This is a genomic window from Nocardioides oceani (assembly GCF_030412965.1).
Taxonomy (GTDB): Bacteria; Actinomycetota; Actinomycetes; order Propionibacteriales; family Nocardioidaceae; genus Nocardioides; species Nocardioides oceani.
On the sequence record NZ_JAUHJQ010000004.1, the window covers coordinates 1 to 15,448 of the forward strand.

A 15,448-nucleotide genomic window follows, 5' to 3' on the forward strand; every position below is an offset into this window, starting at 1 on the left:
TCTCCATCCCCGAGCTGCACGGCGCGATGCTGCACAAGATGCTGCTCGCCTTCGCCGCCCCGAAGCACCAAGCCGCCACCAAGGACGCAGCCGAAGAGCCCGAGGTCGAACGGCGCCCCTCCCCGGAACGGATGGGCGACGCCCTCTGCGAGCTGCTCGAGCGCCTCCCGGCCGACAAGCTGCCGCAGCTCGGCGGACTCAACGCCACCGTCGTGGTCACCATGGACATCGCATCCCTCATGGGCGGGCTCGCGTCCGGCGTGCTCGACGACGGTGGAGTCATCTCCGCCGCCACCGCCCGCCGGCTGGCGTGCGAAGCCGGACTCGTCCCCGCCGTCCTCGGCTCGAACTCCGAGCTGCTCGACCTCGGCCGACGATCAAGACTGTTCTCCGGCGCACAACGCCGCGGACTGAACATCACCCAGCCGACCTGCACCGCCGACGGCTGCGACTGGCCCGCCCACCTCTGCCACGCCCACCACGACCAGCCCTGGGCACACGGCGGCGCCACCGTCCTCGGCAACGCCCGCAACCTCTGCCCACGACACCACGCACGCATCCACGACCCCGCCTACGAGACCACCCACCTGCCCAACGGCCGCGTCGCCTTCCACATGCGGACCTAGACCGCTGGCCCGGTCATCTCACAGACGTCCTTCGACCACCGCCACCACAGCGGTCGACCCCCGCCTGCCCGCAACCCGACCAGCCCACCGCGACCAAGCACCTCGACCACAGCGGCGCGGAACCACGCCTTCCTCTGAATCTCCTTGCACGGCGCCTCCCGACAGCCGGACCACCACCGCAAGGCCCTGCGCACCTCACCGGGTCTCGACGACGCTCGCCAAGGCTCGCTGCTCGACCAGCGAATCAGGCCCCGCGCACCTCACCGGGCCTCGACGACGCTCGCCGAGGCTCGCTGCTCGACCAGCGAGCCAGGGCCCTGCGCACCTCACCGGGTCTCGACGACGCTCGCCAAGGCTCCCTGCTCGACCAGCAAGTCAGGCCCTGCGCACCCCACCGGGTCTCGACGACGCTCGCCAAGGCTCGCTGCTCGACGAGCGGGAGTCGCCAGCGCGCGCTCCTCGACCAACCGGGGCTCGTCGCTTCTCGAGGAGGTTGCTCGCAGGGCTGACAGCTCGGTGGTCGCCGGGCGCCTGGGTACCGCGTCGCCATGGACGCGGAGATCACCCTCACCGTCGACGGGCAGCGACGCACCGTCACGGTCGACACCCGGACGACGTTGCTCGACGCGCTGCGCGAGCGGCTGGGCGTGACCAACCCCAAGAAGGGGTGCGACCACGGGCAGTGCGGGTCGTGCACGGTGCTCCTCGACGGGCGGCGGCACCTCACCTGCCTGGCGCTCGCGGTGGCGCACGACGGCGCGGAGGTGACGACGGCGGGCGGCCTGAGCGGGCCCGACGGTGCGCTGCACCCGGTGCAGCAGGCGTTCCTGGAGCACGACGGCTGCCAGTGCGGCTACTGCACGCCTGGCCAGGTGTGCAGCGCGGTGGGCGTCCTCGACGAGATCCGCCAGGGCCACGCCAGCCACGTCAGCGAGGACCTCGAGGCCGAACCGGGACTGACCGACGAGGAGGTCCGGGAGCGGATGAGCGGCAACCTGTGCCGCTGCGGCGCGTACGCCGGGATCCTCGCCGCCGTGAAGCAGGCCGGCGAGCAGGCCGGCGAGCAGGCCGGGCAGGAGGGCGCGGCATGAAGGAGCTGACCTACCACCGGGCCGAGGACGCCGCGTCCGCGGTGGCGCTCGTGACCGGTGACCCCGACGCCCGCTTCCTCGGCGGCGGCACGAACCTCGTCGACCACCTCAAGCTCGGGGTCACCTCCCCCACGACGCTGGTCGACGTCAGCCGGCTGCCGATGGACGAGGTGGCCGAGCTGCCGGACGGCGGCCTCCGCGTCGGTGCGAACGTGCGCAACAGCGACCTCGCCGCCCACCCGGCGGTACGTCGCGGCTGGCCCGTCGTGGCCCGCGCGCTGCTCGCCGGGGCCTCGGGACAGATCCGCAACCAAGCGACCACCGGCGGCAACCTGCTCCAGCGGACCCGCTGCGTGTATTTCCAGGACGTCACCACGCCGTGCAACAAGCGCGAACCCGGCACCGGCTGCAGCGCCATCGGCGGCTACGGCCGCTACAACGCCGTCCTCGGCGCTAGCGAGGCGTGCGTGACGACCCACCCCTCCGACCTCGCGGTCGGGCTGGCGGCCGTCGACGCGACCGTCGTCGTGCTCGGCGCGGGCGGGGAGCGACGGGTGCCCATGGGCGACTTCCACCGGCTGCCCAGCGACCGGCCCGAGCAGGACACGACGCTGGCGCACGGCGAGCTGGTGACCGCGGTCGAGCTGCCGGCGAGCGCGGTGGCGCGGCGGTCGACGTACCGCAAGGCCCGCGACCGGGCGTCGTACGCCTTCGCGCTGGTCTCCGTCGCCGCCGGGGTCGACCTCGACGACGACGGCCGGGTGCGCGACGTCCGCATCGCGTGGGGCGGCGTCGCCCACAAGCCGTGGCGAGCAGCGGTGGCCGAGGAGGCGCTGCGGGGCAAGTTCCTCAGCGAGGAGTCGGTCCGCGAGGCGGCCGAGGCGGAGCTCGCGGCCGCGGTGACCGACGAGCAGACGGCGTACAAGGTGCCGATGGTCCGCAACCTCACCGCGCTCACCCTCACGAGCCTCGCCGAAGGAGCGACCCGATGACCGCGAACGAGGTCACCCCCACCCCGATCGCCCCGCGCTCGATCGGCACCAGCCTGCTGCGGCGCGACGGCGTCGAGAAGGTCACCGGCGAGGCGACGTACGCCGTCGAGCACCCGGTCACCGGACCGGACGGGCAGCCGCCGCTCCACGCCTGGCTGGTCACCTCGACGGTCGCCCGCGGCCGTGTGGTCACCGTCGACGCGACCGCCGCGCTCGCCCACCCCGGCGTCGTCTCGGTCATCGACCACACGAACGCCCCGCGGCTGGCCGACACCAGCGACGCGGAGCTGGCGATCCTGCAGGACGACGCCATCGCCTTCCGCGGCCAGATCGTGGCGGTCGTGCTCGCCGGGACCTCCGAGTCCGCACGCGAGGGCGCCGCGCTGGTGCGGGTCGAGCAGGAGGCGGAGCCGCACGAGGCGGTCTTCGACGAGGACAGCCCGACCTACGCGCCGGAGCAGGTCAACGGCGGCTCGGAGACCGACACCCTCGACGGCGACCCGGACGAGGCGCTGGCACGGGCGCTGGTGACCGTCGACGCGACGTACACGACGCCCCACGAGTTCAACAGCCCGATGGAGCCGCACGCGGCGACCGCGCTGTGGGACGGCGAGCGGCTCACCCTGCACGACTCGACCCAGGGCCCCCGGCCGGTGCGCGGCACGCTCGGGCCGATGCTGGGGCTGGCGGAGGAGCAGGTCCGCGTGCTCGCGCCGTACGTCGGCGGCGGCTTCGGCTCCAAGGGACTGCCCCACGCCCCGGAGGTGGCGGTCGCGCTCGCGGCGATGACCGTGCCGGGGCAGCCGGTGCGGCTGGCGGTGACGCGGCAGCAGATGTTCGCGCTGACCGGCTACCGCACCGCGACCCGCTCGCACGTGCGGTTCGGTGCCCACCCCGACGGGCGGATCGAGGCGCTGCGCCACGACACGGTGTCCCAGACCTCCCGGATCAAGGAATTCGCGGAGCAGGCGGCCGTGCCGGCCCGCGTCATGTACGCCGCGCCGCACCGGGCGACGACCCACCGGGTCGCCGAGCTCGACGTCGCGGTGCCGTCGTGGATGCGGGCGCCCGGGGAGATGCCCGGCATGTTCGCCCACGAGGTCGCGATGGACGAGCTCGCGCTGCACACCGGTCTCGACCCGGTCGAGCTGCGCGTCCGCAACGAGCCCGAGGTCGACCCCGACACCGGCAACCCGTGGGGCAACCGGCGGCTGGTGGAGTGCCTGCGCAGCGGCGCGGAGCGGTTCGGGTGGGCCGAGCGGCCGACCGGGCCGCGGGCGACCGTCGACGGCGAGTGGTGGGTCGGCACCGGCGTGGCCGCGTCGACGTACCCGATGCTGTGGATGCCCGGCAACGTCGCCCGGGTCCGCTCCCTGGACGGCGGCCGGTACGGCGTGGCGATCGCCGCGACCGACATCGGCACCGGCGCCCGCACCGTCCTCACCCAGATCGCGGCCGACGCGCTGGCCTGCCCGCCCGACGCGATCGACCTCGACATGGCCGACAGCGACCTGCCGTTCGGCTCCGTCGCCGGCGGGTCGTCGGGCACGACGTCGTGGGGCACCGCGATCGTCGCCGCGGCCCAGCAGTTCCGCGCCGACCACGGCGACCACCCGGACCCGGGCGTGGAGACGACCGCGGCGTCGGGCCAGTACGCCGCCATGGACGGCCACGCGCTGCACTCCTTCGGCGCGGTCTTCTGCGAGGCGCGGGTGCACCGGTACACCGGCGAGGTCCGCGTGCCGCGGCTGCTCGGCGTCTACTCCGTCGGCCGGGTCGTCAACCCGCGCACGGCGCGCTCGCAGCTGCTCGGCGGGCTGGTGATGGGCCTGTCGGCCGCGCTGTTCGAGGACGGCTGGCGCGACCCGCGGACCGGCCACACGGTCACCCAGGACCTGGCGACGTACCACGTGGCGGCACATGCCGACGTCAAGGAGATCGACGCGCACTGGCTCGACGACGTCGACGAGCTGTCCACGCCGATGGGCTCGCGCGGGATCGGCGAGATCGGGATCGTCGGCACCGCGGCGGCCGTCGCCAACGCGACGTACCACGCCACCGGGGTGCGGGTGCGCGGCCTGCCGCTCACCGCCGACCACTTCCTGGAGTAGCGGCTCAGACCCCCGTGGACGGGTCGACGGCGGGCAGGACCGCGGTGGGGGCCAGGGCGCCGTCCCCGTCCGCCCCGTCGGCGCCCGCGGCCGCCTCGGCCGCGGGCGGCGGACCGACCACGAGCGCGAGGGCGGAGAGGGCGAGCCAGGTGAGGACGGCGACGACGGCGTACCGCACCGCGGCCGTCTCGACCGGCAGCTCGCCGGTCAGCGCCGCCCACAGGGCCGGGGCGGTCAGGACGGCGGCCGCGCCGAGCACCGGGACCGAGAGGAGCTTCATGCGCCCGCCTCGATCATCGCCTCACCGGTGACCACGCCGACCGAGCGAACCTGCTCGGCGCCGGCCAGCTCGGTGTAGGACAGCACCGGGAGCCGGTCGACCTGCTGGCGGACCAGGCGCTGGAGCGCCGCCCGGACCTGGGGCGCGCAGACGAGCACGGGCCGCAGGTCGGCGTTCTCGGCCTCGATCAGCAGCTGGCCGAGCCGGGTGAGGACCGACTGGGCCAGCACCGGGTCGAGGAGCAGCACCTGCCCCTCCTCCCCCATCCGCATCGACTCCAGCATCTGCTGCTCGAGCCGGGGGTCGAGGCTGACCACGTGCACCACGCCCTCGCGCAGGTGCGGGGCGACGACCGCCGGGCCCAGCGCCGTGCGCGCCGCGGCGACCAGGGCGTCGTGCTCCTTGGTGTCGGCCGCGCGCAGCGAGAGCGCCTCGAAGATGCGCACCAGGTCCCGGATCGAGACCCCCTCGTCGAGCAGGGACTGCAGCACGCGCTGGACCTGGCCGAGGCTCAGCAGCGCCGGTGTCAGCTCCTCCACCACGACGGGGTGGGAGCGCTTCACCACCTCGGTGAGCAGCTTGACGTCCTCGCGACCGAGCAGCCGGCTGGCGTGGGTGTTGACCACGTGCGACAGGTGCGTCGTCATGACCGCGGTCCGCTCGACCACGGTCGCGCCGCCGATCTCCGCCTGGTGGGCCAGCTCGGCGGGGATCCACTTCGCCTCGAGGCCGAAGACCGGCTCCCGGGTGAGCTCACCGGGCAGCGAGGCCAGGTGGTCGCCGATGGCCAGGACCGTCCCGCGCGGCGCCTCGCCGCGGGCGACCTCGATGCCGAACAGCTTGATGACGTAGGTCCGCAGCGGCAGCTCGAGGTTGTCGCGGGTGCGCACCGGCGGGATCAGGACCCCGGTCTCCAGCGCGACCTTGCGACGCAGCGCCTTGACCCGCTCGAGGAGGTCGCCGCCGGCGTCGCGGTCGACGAGGTCGATGAGGTCCGCGGACAGCTCGAGGCTCAGCGGGTCGACCTGGATCTCGGCGGCGAGCAGCTCGGGGGTGTCCGCCGGCGGTCCGATCGCCGCGGGCGTCTCGTCGGGCTCCGCGGGAGCGGGGTCCTGCTCGACCCGGGTGGACACGAGCAGGAACGCGCCGCCGGCGAGCAGGAACGGGATCTTCGGCATGCCGGGGATCAGGCAGAGCGCGAGGGCGGCGCCGCCGGCGACCCGCAGAGGCGTCCGCTGACGGGTCAGCTGGCGGATGATGTCGGACCCCATGTCGCCGTCGCCGACGCCGCGGGTGACCACGAGGCCGGTGGCGACCGACAGCAGCAGCGCCGGGATCTGGGAGACGAGACCGTCGCCGACCGTCAGCAGGCTGTAGGTCTGCACCGCGTCGCCGGCCGACATGCCGCGCTGGACCATGCCGACGGCGAAGCCGCCCAGCAGGTTGACCAGCGTGATGACGATGGCCGCGATCGCGTCGCCCTTGACGAACTTCGAGGCGCCGTCCATCGCGCCGTAGAAGTCGGCCTCGGCGTGCACCTCCGCACGCCGCTGGCGCGCCTGGTCCTCGTCGATCAGCCCGCTGTTGAGGTCGGCGTCGATGGCCATCTGCTTGCCGGGCATCGCGTCGAGGGTGAACCGGGCGCCGACCTCGGCGACGCGGCCGGCACCGTTGGTGATGACCACGAACTGGATGACCAGCAGGATCGCGAAGATGATGAGGCCGACGATCAGCGAGCCCCCGACGACGAAGTGGCCGAAGGTCTCGATCACCTTCCCGGCGTCGCCGTGCAGGAGCACCAGCCGGGTCGCGCTCACGTTGAGCGCGAGGCGGAACAGCGTCATCACCAGCAGCACCGCGGGGAACGCCGCGAAGTCCAGCGGCCTCCGGACGAACATCGCGGTGAGCAGGATGAGCAGCGCGCCGGTGATGTTGAGGGCGATGAGCAGGTCGAGCACCACCGCGGGCAGCGGGATGACCAGCATGACCACGATCAGCACGATGCCGAGCGGCACTCCGAGCTGCGTGAGGCGCTTCAGGGACAACGCGGGTGTGCTCCTCGACGGCTGGCGGGGCGCCGTCCCTGGCGCGGTCGCGGGTTCCGTCCTGGACCCCTGCTCCCCTCCTATCGGCCGGGGAGCGGCGGGGCTGAGGGGTTCGGCGGGCGGCCTCCGGCCGGCCGGCGACGCCGCGCCACGGCGGGCACGTCGTCGGTCGGCCGCGGCGTGCGGTGCTCGCCGCCGCGCTGGCCGCGGCTGCGCCGGCTGATGACGAACGCGAGCACCTGCGCCACGGCGGCGAACAGCTCGACCGGGATCTCGCGACCCACGTCGCCGGCGGCGTACAGGGCCCGGGCGAGGGGCACGTCGCGGACGAGCGGTACGTCGTGCGCGACCGCCGCCTCGCGGATCCGCTGCGCGACCAGGCCGGCCCCGCGGGCCACGACGCGCGGGGCCGGTGAGCTCTCGTCGTACCGCAGCGCGACGGCGACGTGCGTGGGGTTGACCAGGACGACGTCCGCGGTGGGCACGTCGGCCAGCATCCGGTTGCGCGAGGCCGCGAGCTGGCGGGAGCGGATGGCGCTCTTGACCAGCGGGTCGCCCTCGCTCTGCTTGTGCTCGCGCTTGACCTCGTCCTTGCTCATCCGGGTCTGCTTGCCGATCCGGCGCCGCTGCACCGCGTAGTCGACCGCCGCCATGACCAGCCCGGCGACCGCGACGTTGCGCAGCATGGTGAGCGCCTCGCCCCCGACGGCGTCGAGCACGACGCCGACCGGCACGAACCCGCCGAGGATGGGCAGCATCGCGTCGACCCCCAGCCAGACGAGACCGGCGACCAGGGCGCACTTGACCAGCATCTTGGCCCCCTCCCACCAGGCCTGGGGGCCGAAGATCCGCTTGAAGCCCTTGAGGGGGTCGAGCTTCTTGAGGTTCGGGGTGACCGTCTTGGTCGCGACGAAGAAGCCGCCCTGGGCCAGGGCGCCGGCCACGCCCACGACCATCACGCAGCAGCCGAGCACCACGAGGGTGAGCAGGATGTGTCCGCCCGCCTCGGCGAGCAGCTCCAGCGCCATCGGGACGTCGGCGCCCTCCGCGGAGGCCAGGCACCGCTCGAGGAGGGCCGACAGGGACTCGAGCTCGTGGCGCAGCAACGCCGGCAGCGCCAGCGAGACCAGCAGGAGCGCCGACCAGGCGCCGAGCTCCTGGGTGCGCGCGACCTGACCCTCCTTGCGCGCCTCCTTGCGGCGCTTGGGGGTCGGCTTCTCGGTCTTGTCGTCGCTCACGGGCGGCTCACGAGGCACCCACGATCGCGGCCATGGCCGCCAGCGCGGCCTCCACGAGGCGGTCGACCACACCGGGCAGCACCGGGAAGGACAGCCCGACCAGCAGCAGGGTGAGCCCGATCTTGGCCGGGAAGACGACGTTGATGGCGTTGAGCTGGGGGGCGACCTTGGTCAGCAGCGCCAGCCCGAGGTCGGTGATGAACAGGACCGCCGCCATCGGGAGGGCGATCTGGACCGCGGTGATGAAGAACAGCTGGAAGACCGAGGTCAGCACCTCCACTCCCCCGGGCAGCTCGGGGCTGCGGCCGATGGGGACCGCCGAGAACGAGCGGAGCAGGCCACCGACGACGATCAGGTAGCCGCCGCTGACGAAGAGCAGCACGGTCGCGAGCCACTGGTGCAGGTTGCCGAGCACGGTGCTGGCGTTCATGCCGAGCGGGTCGAAGGCCTGGGCGAGGGAGAACCCGCCGAAGACGTCGATGAGGGAGCCGGCCGCGGCGACCGCGGCGAAGAGCAGCGAGGTGACGTACCCCATCGCGGCGCCCAGGACGACCTGGGTGACCACCGTCAGCAGCAGCCCGACCGGGTCGACCGGGACCGTGCTGCCGCCCAGGGACGGGGAGACCGCGAAGGCCAGCCCGAGCGCGAGCACCACCTTGGCCGCGGACGGGATCGTGCGCGAGGAGAACGGCTGCACGACCGCCAGCCAGGCGATGATCCGCACCGACGCGACGAGGAACGTCAGCAGCGGCTCGCCGGCAACGGTGAGGTTCATCGGGGTCGCCGAGGTCAGCCGAGGAGGGCGGGGATCTGGGAGTACAGCTGCTCGGTGAAGTTCACCAGCGTGTGCAGCATCCAGTTGCCGCTGATGAGCAGCGCGATGCCGACGCCGACGACCTTCGGCACGAACGACAGGGTGAACTCCTGGATCTGCGTCATCGACTGGAACAGCGAGATGACGAAGCCGATCACCAGCGACGTGACCAGGATCGGTGCCGACAGCTTGAGCGCGACGACCATGGTCTGCATCGCGATCTCGATGATCTCGGTGTCGCTCATCGGTCACTCACCCGTAGCTCCCCACCAGCGCCGTGATGATCAGCGCCCATCCGTTGACCAGCACGAACAGCAGCAGCTTGAACGGCAGGGACACCATCGCCGGCGGCATCATCATCATGCCCAGCGCCATCAGCGCCCCGCTCACGACGATGTCGATGACGAGGAACGGGATGAAGATGATGAAGCCGATGACGAAGGCCTGCTCGAGCTCGCTGAGGATGAACGCCGGCACGAGCGTCGACATCGGGACGTCCTCGCGGGTCTCGGGCAGGTCGCGGTCCGAGACGTTGGTCAGCAGCTCCAGCTCCTCGTCGTCGGTCTGCGCGAGCATGAAGCTGCGCAGCGGCGCGATGCCGTCGTCCCACGCCTGCGTGCTGGTCTTGTCGCCGTCGAGGTAGGGCTGCAGACCGGCGTCGTTGATGTCGGAGAGCACCGGCGCCATGATGAACAGGCTGAGGAACAGCGCGAGGCCGGCCAGCACCTGGTTCGGCGGCGTCTGCTGGAGGCCGAGCGCGTTGCGGGTCAAGCCCAGCACGATGAGGATCTTCGTGAAGCTGGTGCAGGTCAGCACGATCGCCGGCAGCAGCGAGAGCAGCGTCAGGGTCAGCAGCACCGCGACCGACGTGCCGGGCTTGTCGGTGAGGCCCTCGAGGTCGACGGTGACCGAGGTGTCCCCGGCACCCCCCGGACCGTCCGGGCCCTGCGGCCCGCCCGGCGGCAGCGCCGCGTGCGCCGCCCCGGCGGGCAGCACGAGCCACAGCGCGACGGTGACCAGTGCCAGCAGGAGGGCAGGCCCGACGAGCCGACCCGGCCGGAGCGCGGGACGGCGGGCGGCGGCGCTCACGACGCCTGGCCCCGGACCGCCTCGACGGCGCGCCGCCAGGTGGCCGGCGAGAGCAGCGAGCCGGCCAGAGGGCCGTCGTCCTGACGCACGGGACGGGAGGGGCGCGGGAGCCGGGCGGCCCGGTCGAGCTCGGCGGTCTGCTCCCGCAGGACCGTGGCGAAGAAGGGCTGGTCGTCCTCGACGGCCACCGGTCCGTGCGGAGCCTCCGCCCGTGCGGCGGGCGCGGCGTCGGCCTGCCGGGCGGCCTGCTCGGCGGCGGCCGGCTCGGCCAGGTCGGCGGTCCCGTCGGCCTCGTCGGACGGCTCGGCCGGCGCGACCACGGGGAGCCCGGGGAGCCCGGGGAGCCCGGGGAGCCCGGGGAGCCCGGGGAGCCCGGGAAGAGCGGTGACCGTGGCGGGCTCGGCGGGGACCAGGTCGGCACCGTCCAGCTCGGTGATCATCCGGACCTGCTGCTCGGTCACGCCGAGCAGCAGCGTGCGGCCGCCGACGGCGACGACGGCGACGGAGGCGTGCCGCCCGACGGCCTGGCGGTGCAGCACCGACAGCGGGGCGCCGGCGCGGCCGCCGAGACGGCGCTGCGCGACCCGGGCGACGAGCAGCATCAGCCCGAGCACGACGGCCAGCGAGAACACCAGCCGCAGCAACAGCTCGAACACGGCGACCTCAGCCCGCGGCCGCGGTCTCGAGGATCTCGGTGACCCGGAGGCCGAAGTCCTCGTCGATCACGACCACCTCGCCCCGGGCGATCAGGTGGCCGTTGACGAGCAGGTCGGCCGGGCTGCCGGCCGCGCGGTCGAGCTCGAGCACGTGGCCCGGGCTGAGGGCCAGCAGGTCGCGGAGCGTCATCCGGGTGCGGCCGAGCTCGACGGTGACCTCCATGTCGACCTCGTTGAGCATCTCGATGCCGCGCCGGGGCCCGGGCGTGCCGCCCGAGCCGGGGGCGGGCACCGTCAGCGGGTGCGACGTCGCGGCCGGGACGGGAGCGTCGGCGGTCGCGGCGGTCGCGGCGGTCGCGGCGGCCCCGACGGCCGGGAGCGGGACGGGTGCGGGGCTCCCCCCGGCGGCGTGCGCCGCGAGCGTCGGGACGGAGACGAGCAGGGCGGCGGCGATGGTGTCGCCGACGAGCGGGACGACCCGGAAGCCGGCGTCGCTGCCGGCCAGCACCGCCGCGACGATCGCGTCCCGGTCGACCTGGCGGGCGGCGCGCACGGTCGTGCCGAGCACCGCCGCCGCGGCGTCGAGCGCCGGCTGCACGGCGGCCGGCAGGTCCAGGGCCCCGATCGGGCTGGCGGCCAGCGCCGAGACCAGGTCGTCGGCGACGAGCAGCCCCAGGACCCCGCCCGCGGGGCCGCCCAGGTCGGCGACGACCGCCCCCGCGAAGAGCGAGGTGACCTCGGGGGTGCCCGGCTGGGTCCCGCCGGCCTCCAGCTCGTCGGAGGCCGGGATCACCGCGGCCGCCGCGCGGGCGGCTGCGAGCACGAGGTCATCGGGGTCGCGGGGCGTACCGGTCGGCATGGTGGTCACGAGGCTTCCTTCGGGGTGGCGACGATGAGGGCGGCCAGGCGGGGGCCCTGGGTGCCGGCGGTGGCGTGGGCGAAGACGGTGCCGTCGACGGCGACGTCGAGGGGCGCGGACGCCGGGTGCCCCAGGCGGAGCACGTCGCCGGGGCGGAGGTCGGCGAAGACCTGGGGGGTCAGCGTGGTCGGCCGGCAGCGGACCGCCACGTCGACGGGCACGTGCTCGAACTGCTGGCGCAGCAGCTCGGCGGCGTGCGCCCGCTGGGCCCGCTCCCGGCCGGAGACCGGCGCGGGCGCGGCCGCTGCGGTGAGGTGCGGCAGCAGGCCGACGAAGGGCAGGCAGACCGTCATCCGGTGCGCCCGCTCGTCGATGCGGAGCTCGAGGTCCACGACGACCACCACGTCCGAGGCACCGGCGGCCTGGGCGAACTGCGGGCTGTACTCCACGCCCTCCACCGTCGGCTCGATCGGCACGATCGAGCCGAGCGAGTAGCGCATCTCGCCGAAGAGGCGGTCCATCAGGCCGCTGACGACACCGCTCTCGATCTCGGTCAGCGGCCGCTGCGGCTGGTGGTCGGACCCGGGTCCGCCGAGCATGTGGTCGACGCAGGACAGCACCGAGGTCAGCGGCATCTCCAGGATGCCCCGGCCCGCGACCGGGTCGGCGCTGAAGAGGGTGAGGTACGTCGTGGTCGGGAGCGACTGGACGTACTCGGCGTACGTGCGCTGGTCGATGCCGCGCAGGGTGACCTGGCAGACGCTGCGCAGCATGGAGGTGAACACCGTGGTCACCTGCCGGGCGAAGCCGTCGAAGGCGAGCTGCAGCATCCGCTGGTGCTCGCGGCTGAGCTGGATCGGCCGGCTGAAGTCGTAGGGCACCGCGACGGCGGACGCCGAGCGGCCGCGACGGCGCGACCGTACGGCCGAGGGCGCGGCGGAGCGCTCGGCTGCGGACGTCGTCATGCTCACGAGGGCACCCATCGGTCCCGCGCGCGCGGACCTGAGCACAATTGTGGCGACGGATCTTCGGTTGTCGGCGCTCCCTCCGCGCGCCGCGGTCGGCCGCCGCTCAGGAGGTGGGCGTCACCCGGACGTCACTGGGTGACGAACTGGGTGAAGTACACGTCCAGCACCTCCCCGTGGTAGCGGTGGTCCAGCTCCTCCATCAGCTCCTCCTTGAGCGCGTTCCGGTTCCTCGCGCGGACCAGCTCGTCGGGCTCGCGGCCGCTGAACAGGTCGATCGTGGCGTCGAGCGCCTTGCTCCCGTCGGCGTGCGCGGCGCCCTCGACCAGCTGCAGCGCGATCCCGACGCTGAGGTAGTGGCCGTCGGCGAGGTTGACCTGCACCGGCTCCATCACCAGCACCTCGCCGGGCACCGGCTCGGCGTCGCTGCCGGGACGCAGGAGGAACCAGTACGCCGCCGCGCCGGCGACCAGGACGAGGACCAGCAGCAGGACGAGCTTCTTGCGCCCGCCGCCGGCCGGCTCCTCCTCGGCGGCGGCGGGTGCCGGGGCCGACAGCGTGGTGGTGCTCATGAGGCGTCTCCCGAGGTGGTGGGGGTGGCTGGGCTGCGGGTGCCGTCGGCGGCGAGCTCGGGCAGCAGCTCGCGCACGCTCGCCTCGGCCGGGGACAGCACGACGATGTCGACGCGCTTGTTGACGACCTGCGAGCCGCGTCGGGCGGGGTCGACCAGCGGCCGGGTCCGTCCGTAGCCCGCCACGGACAGCCGGTCCGTGCGCACCCCGAGCCGCTCCTCGAGGCGACGCAGCACCGTGACCGCGCGGGCCGAGGACAGGTCCCAGTCGGTGTCGAAGTACGCCGGGCGCACGTCGACCTGGTTGGTGTTGCCGGCGATCTCGAGGCGGTCGGGCAGGTCGGCGAGCACGGGGCCGACCGCGTCGACGACCCGCTCGCCCCGCGCGGAGAGCGTCGCGAGGTCGTTGCGGAACACCACGTGCTTGGACACCAGGCTCACGACCAGCCCGCGCTCGTCGTACGTGGTCCGCACGTCGCTCTCGAGGCCGCGCTGCCGCAGCGCCTGCCGGATGCGGGCCTCGACCGTCCGGAGCCGGGCCAGCTCGCGCCGGGCGGCGTTGCGGGTGGCGACCGTGCGGTCGACCTGGCCGTCCGCGGCGACGGGTCGCGGCACCTTCGGGGCGACCTGCGTGACCGCCTGGGTGCCGGGCTGCTGCAGGAGCGAGGAGCTCCCGTCGAGCACCGCCGACTCCTGCCCGAAGCCGACCGCCAGGCTGGCCTTGAGTGCCTTGAACTTCTCCACGTCGGTCTGCCCCATGGCGAAGAGCACGATGAACAGCACCATGAGCAGCGTGATCATGTCGGCGTAGGTGACCATCCACCGCTCGTGGTTCTCGTGCTCCTCCTCCTCGTGCGGCCGGTGCCGCCGGGAGCGGACGGGGTGCGCCACCTCAGGCCGCCTGGGCGGGCTGCTGGTCGGCCGGGAGCAGCGCGACCAGGCGGTGCTGGATGACGCGGGGGTTGGAGCCGGCCTGGATGGCGGCGACGCCCTCGATGACGACCTCCATCCGGGCCACCTCGAGCTCGCTGATCCGCTTGAGCTTGGTGGCGATGGGCAGCCAGAAGACGTTCGCCGACATGACGCCCCACAGGGTGGCGATGAAGGCGCCTGCGATCGAGTGGCCCAGCGTCTCGGGCTCGGCGAGGTTCTCGAGCACGTGGACCAGGCCCATGACCGTGCCGATGATGCCGATGGTCGGGGCGTACGCGCCGGCGTCGGCGAAGAGCTTGGCCGCCTGCTTGTCGACCTTGCGCTTGGCCGCGACCTCGGCCTCGAGGATGTCGCGGACCTCCTCGGGGTCGTTGCCGTCGATCGCGAGGGTGACGCCCTTGACCAGGAACGGGTCGTCGATGTCCTTGGTCGCGTCCTCGAGGGCGAGCAGCCCCTCCCGACGGGCCTTGTCGGCCAAGGAGACCACGGTGGGGACGACGTCGCCCGCGGGCGGCACCTTCGCGGTGAAGGCCCGCTTCGCGGCGCGCACGGAGGCCTTGGCGTCGGCCGTCGTGCCGCCCGCCATCGAGATGAGCAGGGTGGCGCCGAAGACGAGCAGCATCGGGGGCAGCATCAGCAGGCTCATCGGGCTGCCGCCCTCGAGGACGTTCGCGACGACGATGACGCCGACGGCGCCGCCGACGCCGACGATCGTGGCCTTGTCCATCAGCCCTCCTCCCCCACGTCCGCGCCGGCGACGGCCGCCGCCGGGTGCGCGGTGACGCTGGCGAGCGGGCGCTGCCGGGTGTCGTCGTCGGGGTGGACGGCCTCGTCGGCGTCCGGGCCGACGCCGACCATCTCGCTCAGGGCGATGACCTCCGCGCGGTGCAGGCGGATGGCGGCGACCACGGCCCGGAGGCTCTCGGAGACGACGTACTTCGCGCCGGTGGTCAGCGTGATCACCGTGTCCGGCGTCTTGTCCACACGCTCGATCAGGTCGGAGTTGAGGACCAGCTCCGCACCCGAGAGACGGGTCAGCGAGATCATGCGTTGCACCATCCTTAGTGCGGTCGAGGCAGCAGCCGTCCTTGGCCGCCGCCTTCCCGATCGGCCGGGGGGGGGGGGGGGGGGGGGGGGGGGGGGGGCCCCCCCCGCGCGGCCCCACCACGGGGGCGCCC

Annotated in this window: 17 protein-coding genes; 4 read left to right on the forward strand and 13 right to left on the reverse strand. The window is 73.8% G+C overall.

Annotation, left to right across the window (positions count from 1 at the left end; all coding sequences use genetic code 11):
* The 4 genes from QWY28_RS11305 to QWY28_RS11320 all read left to right on the forward strand — a co-directional run.
* Positions 1–626: HNH endonuclease signature motif containing protein (locus QWY28_RS11305; RefSeq protein WP_300952655.1), on the forward strand; the 626-nt coding region annotated here is incomplete at its 5' end.
* Positions 627–1,174: 548 nt separating this feature from the next.
* The gene (locus QWY28_RS11310; protein ID WP_300952656.1) at positions 1,175–1,717 is read left to right on the forward strand and encodes a 2Fe-2S iron-sulfur cluster-binding protein; all 543 of its coding nucleotides are present in this window, start codon (positions 1,175–1,177) and stop codon (positions 1,715–1,717) included.
* Positions 1,714–2,709 carry an FAD binding domain-containing protein gene (locus tag QWY28_RS11315; RefSeq protein ID WP_300952657.1) on the forward strand — a complete coding sequence of 332 codons (996 nt, stop codon included), beginning with the start codon at positions 1,714–1,716 and terminating at the stop codon, positions 2,707–2,709. Before QWY28_RS11310 ends, QWY28_RS11315 begins: the two co-directional genes overlap by 4 nt.
* Positions 2,706–4,820, forward strand: a complete 2,115-nt coding sequence (locus tag QWY28_RS11320; RefSeq protein WP_300952658.1) for a xanthine dehydrogenase family protein molybdopterin-binding subunit — start codon at positions 2,706–2,708, stop codon at positions 4,818–4,820. The genes QWY28_RS11315 and QWY28_RS11320 overlap by 4 nt, the downstream gene beginning before the upstream one ends.
* A 4-nt stretch (positions 4,821–4,824) precedes the next feature.
* On the opposite strand, the gene QWY28_RS11325 is transcribed toward QWY28_RS11320, so the two are convergent.
* The 13 genes from QWY28_RS11325 to QWY28_RS11385 form a co-directional block, all read right to left on the reverse strand.
* Complete coding sequence (locus QWY28_RS11325) at positions 4,825–5,100, reverse strand: hypothetical protein (RefSeq protein ID WP_300952659.1); 276 nt, start codon at positions 5,098–5,100, stop codon at positions 4,825–4,827.
* Positions 5,097–7,145 carry a flagellar biosynthesis protein FlhA gene (gene flhA / locus QWY28_RS11330; RefSeq protein WP_300952660.1) on the reverse strand — a complete coding sequence of 683 codons (2,049 nt, stop codon included), beginning with the start codon at positions 7,143–7,145 and terminating at the stop codon, positions 5,097–5,099. The genes QWY28_RS11325 and flhA overlap by 4 nt, the downstream gene beginning before the upstream one ends.
* A gap of 80 nt (positions 7,146–7,225) precedes the next feature.
* Complete coding sequence (locus tag QWY28_RS11335) at positions 7,226–8,383, reverse strand: EscU/YscU/HrcU family type III secretion system export apparatus switch protein (RefSeq protein ID WP_300952661.1); 1,158 nt, start codon at positions 8,381–8,383, stop codon at positions 7,226–7,228.
* Between the two features lie 7 nt (positions 8,384–8,390).
* A complete protein-coding gene (locus QWY28_RS11340; RefSeq protein ID WP_300952662.1) occupies positions 8,391–9,158 on the reverse strand; it encodes a flagellar biosynthetic protein FliR in 768 nt (255 codons plus the stop codon).
* 14 nt (positions 9,159–9,172) lie between these two features.
* Positions 9,173–9,442, reverse strand: a complete 270-nt coding sequence (gene fliQ / locus QWY28_RS11345) for a flagellar biosynthesis protein FliQ (RefSeq protein ID WP_300952663.1) — start codon at positions 9,440–9,442, stop codon at positions 9,173–9,175.
* Between the two features lie 7 nt (positions 9,443–9,449).
* Positions 9,450–10,286, reverse strand: a complete 837-nt coding sequence (gene fliP / locus QWY28_RS11350) for a flagellar type III secretion system pore protein FliP (RefSeq protein WP_300952664.1) — start codon at positions 10,284–10,286, stop codon at positions 9,450–9,452.
* On the reverse strand, positions 10,283–10,942 hold the full coding sequence (locus tag QWY28_RS11355; RefSeq protein ID WP_300952665.1) for a FliO/MopB family protein: 660 nt from the start codon (positions 10,940–10,942) through the stop codon (positions 10,283–10,285). Before QWY28_RS11355 ends, fliP begins: the two co-directional genes overlap by 4 nt.
* Before the next feature lie 7 nt (positions 10,943–10,949).
* Positions 10,950–11,801 carry a flagellar motor switch protein FliN gene (fliN, locus tag QWY28_RS11360; protein WP_300952982.1) on the reverse strand — a complete coding sequence of 284 codons (852 nt, stop codon included), beginning with the start codon at positions 11,799–11,801 and terminating at the stop codon, positions 10,950–10,952.
* Between the two features lie 5 nt (positions 11,802–11,806).
* On the reverse strand, positions 11,807–12,766 hold the full coding sequence (locus QWY28_RS11365) for a flagellar motor switch protein FliM (RefSeq protein WP_300952666.1): 960 nt from the start codon (positions 12,764–12,766) through the stop codon (positions 11,807–11,809).
* 131 nt (positions 12,767–12,897) lie between these two features.
* Positions 12,898–13,338 (reverse strand): flagellar basal body-associated FliL family protein, encoded by a 441-nt coding sequence (locus tag QWY28_RS11370; RefSeq protein WP_300952667.1) that lies wholly within the window; start codon positions 13,336–13,338, stop codon positions 12,898–12,900.
* Positions 13,335–14,228, reverse strand: coding sequence for an OmpA/MotB family protein (locus QWY28_RS11375; RefSeq protein WP_300952668.1), 894 nt, complete (start codon positions 14,226–14,228; stop codon positions 13,335–13,337). The genes QWY28_RS11370 and QWY28_RS11375 overlap by 4 nt, the downstream gene beginning before the upstream one ends.
* A 1-nt stretch (position 14,229) precedes the next feature.
* Positions 14,230–14,997: a motility protein A gene (locus QWY28_RS11380; RefSeq protein ID WP_300952669.1), complete on the reverse strand. Its 768-nt coding sequence runs from the start codon at positions 14,995–14,997 to the stop codon at positions 14,230–14,232.
* Positions 14,997–15,317 carry a flagellar FlbD family protein gene (locus QWY28_RS11385; RefSeq protein ID WP_300952670.1) on the reverse strand — a complete coding sequence of 107 codons (321 nt, stop codon included), beginning with the start codon at positions 15,315–15,317 and terminating at the stop codon, positions 14,997–14,999. The genes QWY28_RS11380 and QWY28_RS11385 overlap by 1 nt, the downstream gene beginning before the upstream one ends.
* Between the last annotated feature and the right edge of the window lie 131 nt (positions 15,318–15,448).

Excerpts from the sequence above, each read along its gene's own strand:
- QWY28_RS11385 (WP_300952670.1), bottom strand. The coding sequence starts at position 15,317 with ATGATCTCGCTGACCCGTCTCTCGGGTGCGGAGCTGGTCCTCAACTCC.
- QWY28_RS11365 (WP_300952666.1), bottom strand. The coding sequence starts at position 12,766 with ATGACGACGTCCGCAGCCGAGCGCTCCGCCGCGCCCTCGGCCGTACGG.
- fliN (WP_300952982.1), bottom strand. The coding sequence starts at position 11,801 with ATGCCGACCGGTACGCCCCGCGACCCCGATGACCTCGTGCTCGCAGCC.
- QWY28_RS11380 (WP_300952669.1), bottom strand. The coding sequence starts at position 14,997 with ATGGACAAGGCCACGATCGTCGGCGTCGGCGGCGCCGTCGGCGTCATC.
- QWY28_RS11325 (WP_300952659.1), bottom strand. The coding sequence starts at position 5,100 with ATGAAGCTCCTCTCGGTCCCGGTGCTCGGCGCGGCCGCCGTCCTGACC.
- QWY28_RS11320 (WP_300952658.1), top strand. The coding sequence starts at position 2,706 with ATGACCGCGAACGAGGTCACCCCCACCCCGATCGCCCCGCGCTCGATC.
- QWY28_RS11370 (WP_300952667.1), bottom strand. The coding sequence starts at position 13,338 with ATGAGCACCACCACGCTGTCGGCCCCGGCACCCGCCGCCGCCGAGGAG.
- QWY28_RS11310 (WP_300952656.1), top strand. The coding sequence starts at position 1,175 with ATGGACGCGGAGATCACCCTCACCGTCGACGGGCAGCGACGCACCGTC.
- QWY28_RS11340 (WP_300952662.1), bottom strand. The coding sequence starts at position 9,158 with ATGAACCTCACCGTTGCCGGCGAGCCGCTGCTGACGTTCCTCGTCGCG.
- fliQ (WP_300952663.1), bottom strand. The coding sequence starts at position 9,442 with ATGAGCGACACCGAGATCATCGAGATCGCGATGCAGACCATGGTCGTC.
- QWY28_RS11315 (WP_300952657.1), top strand. The coding sequence starts at position 1,714 with ATGAAGGAGCTGACCTACCACCGGGCCGAGGACGCCGCGTCCGCGGTG.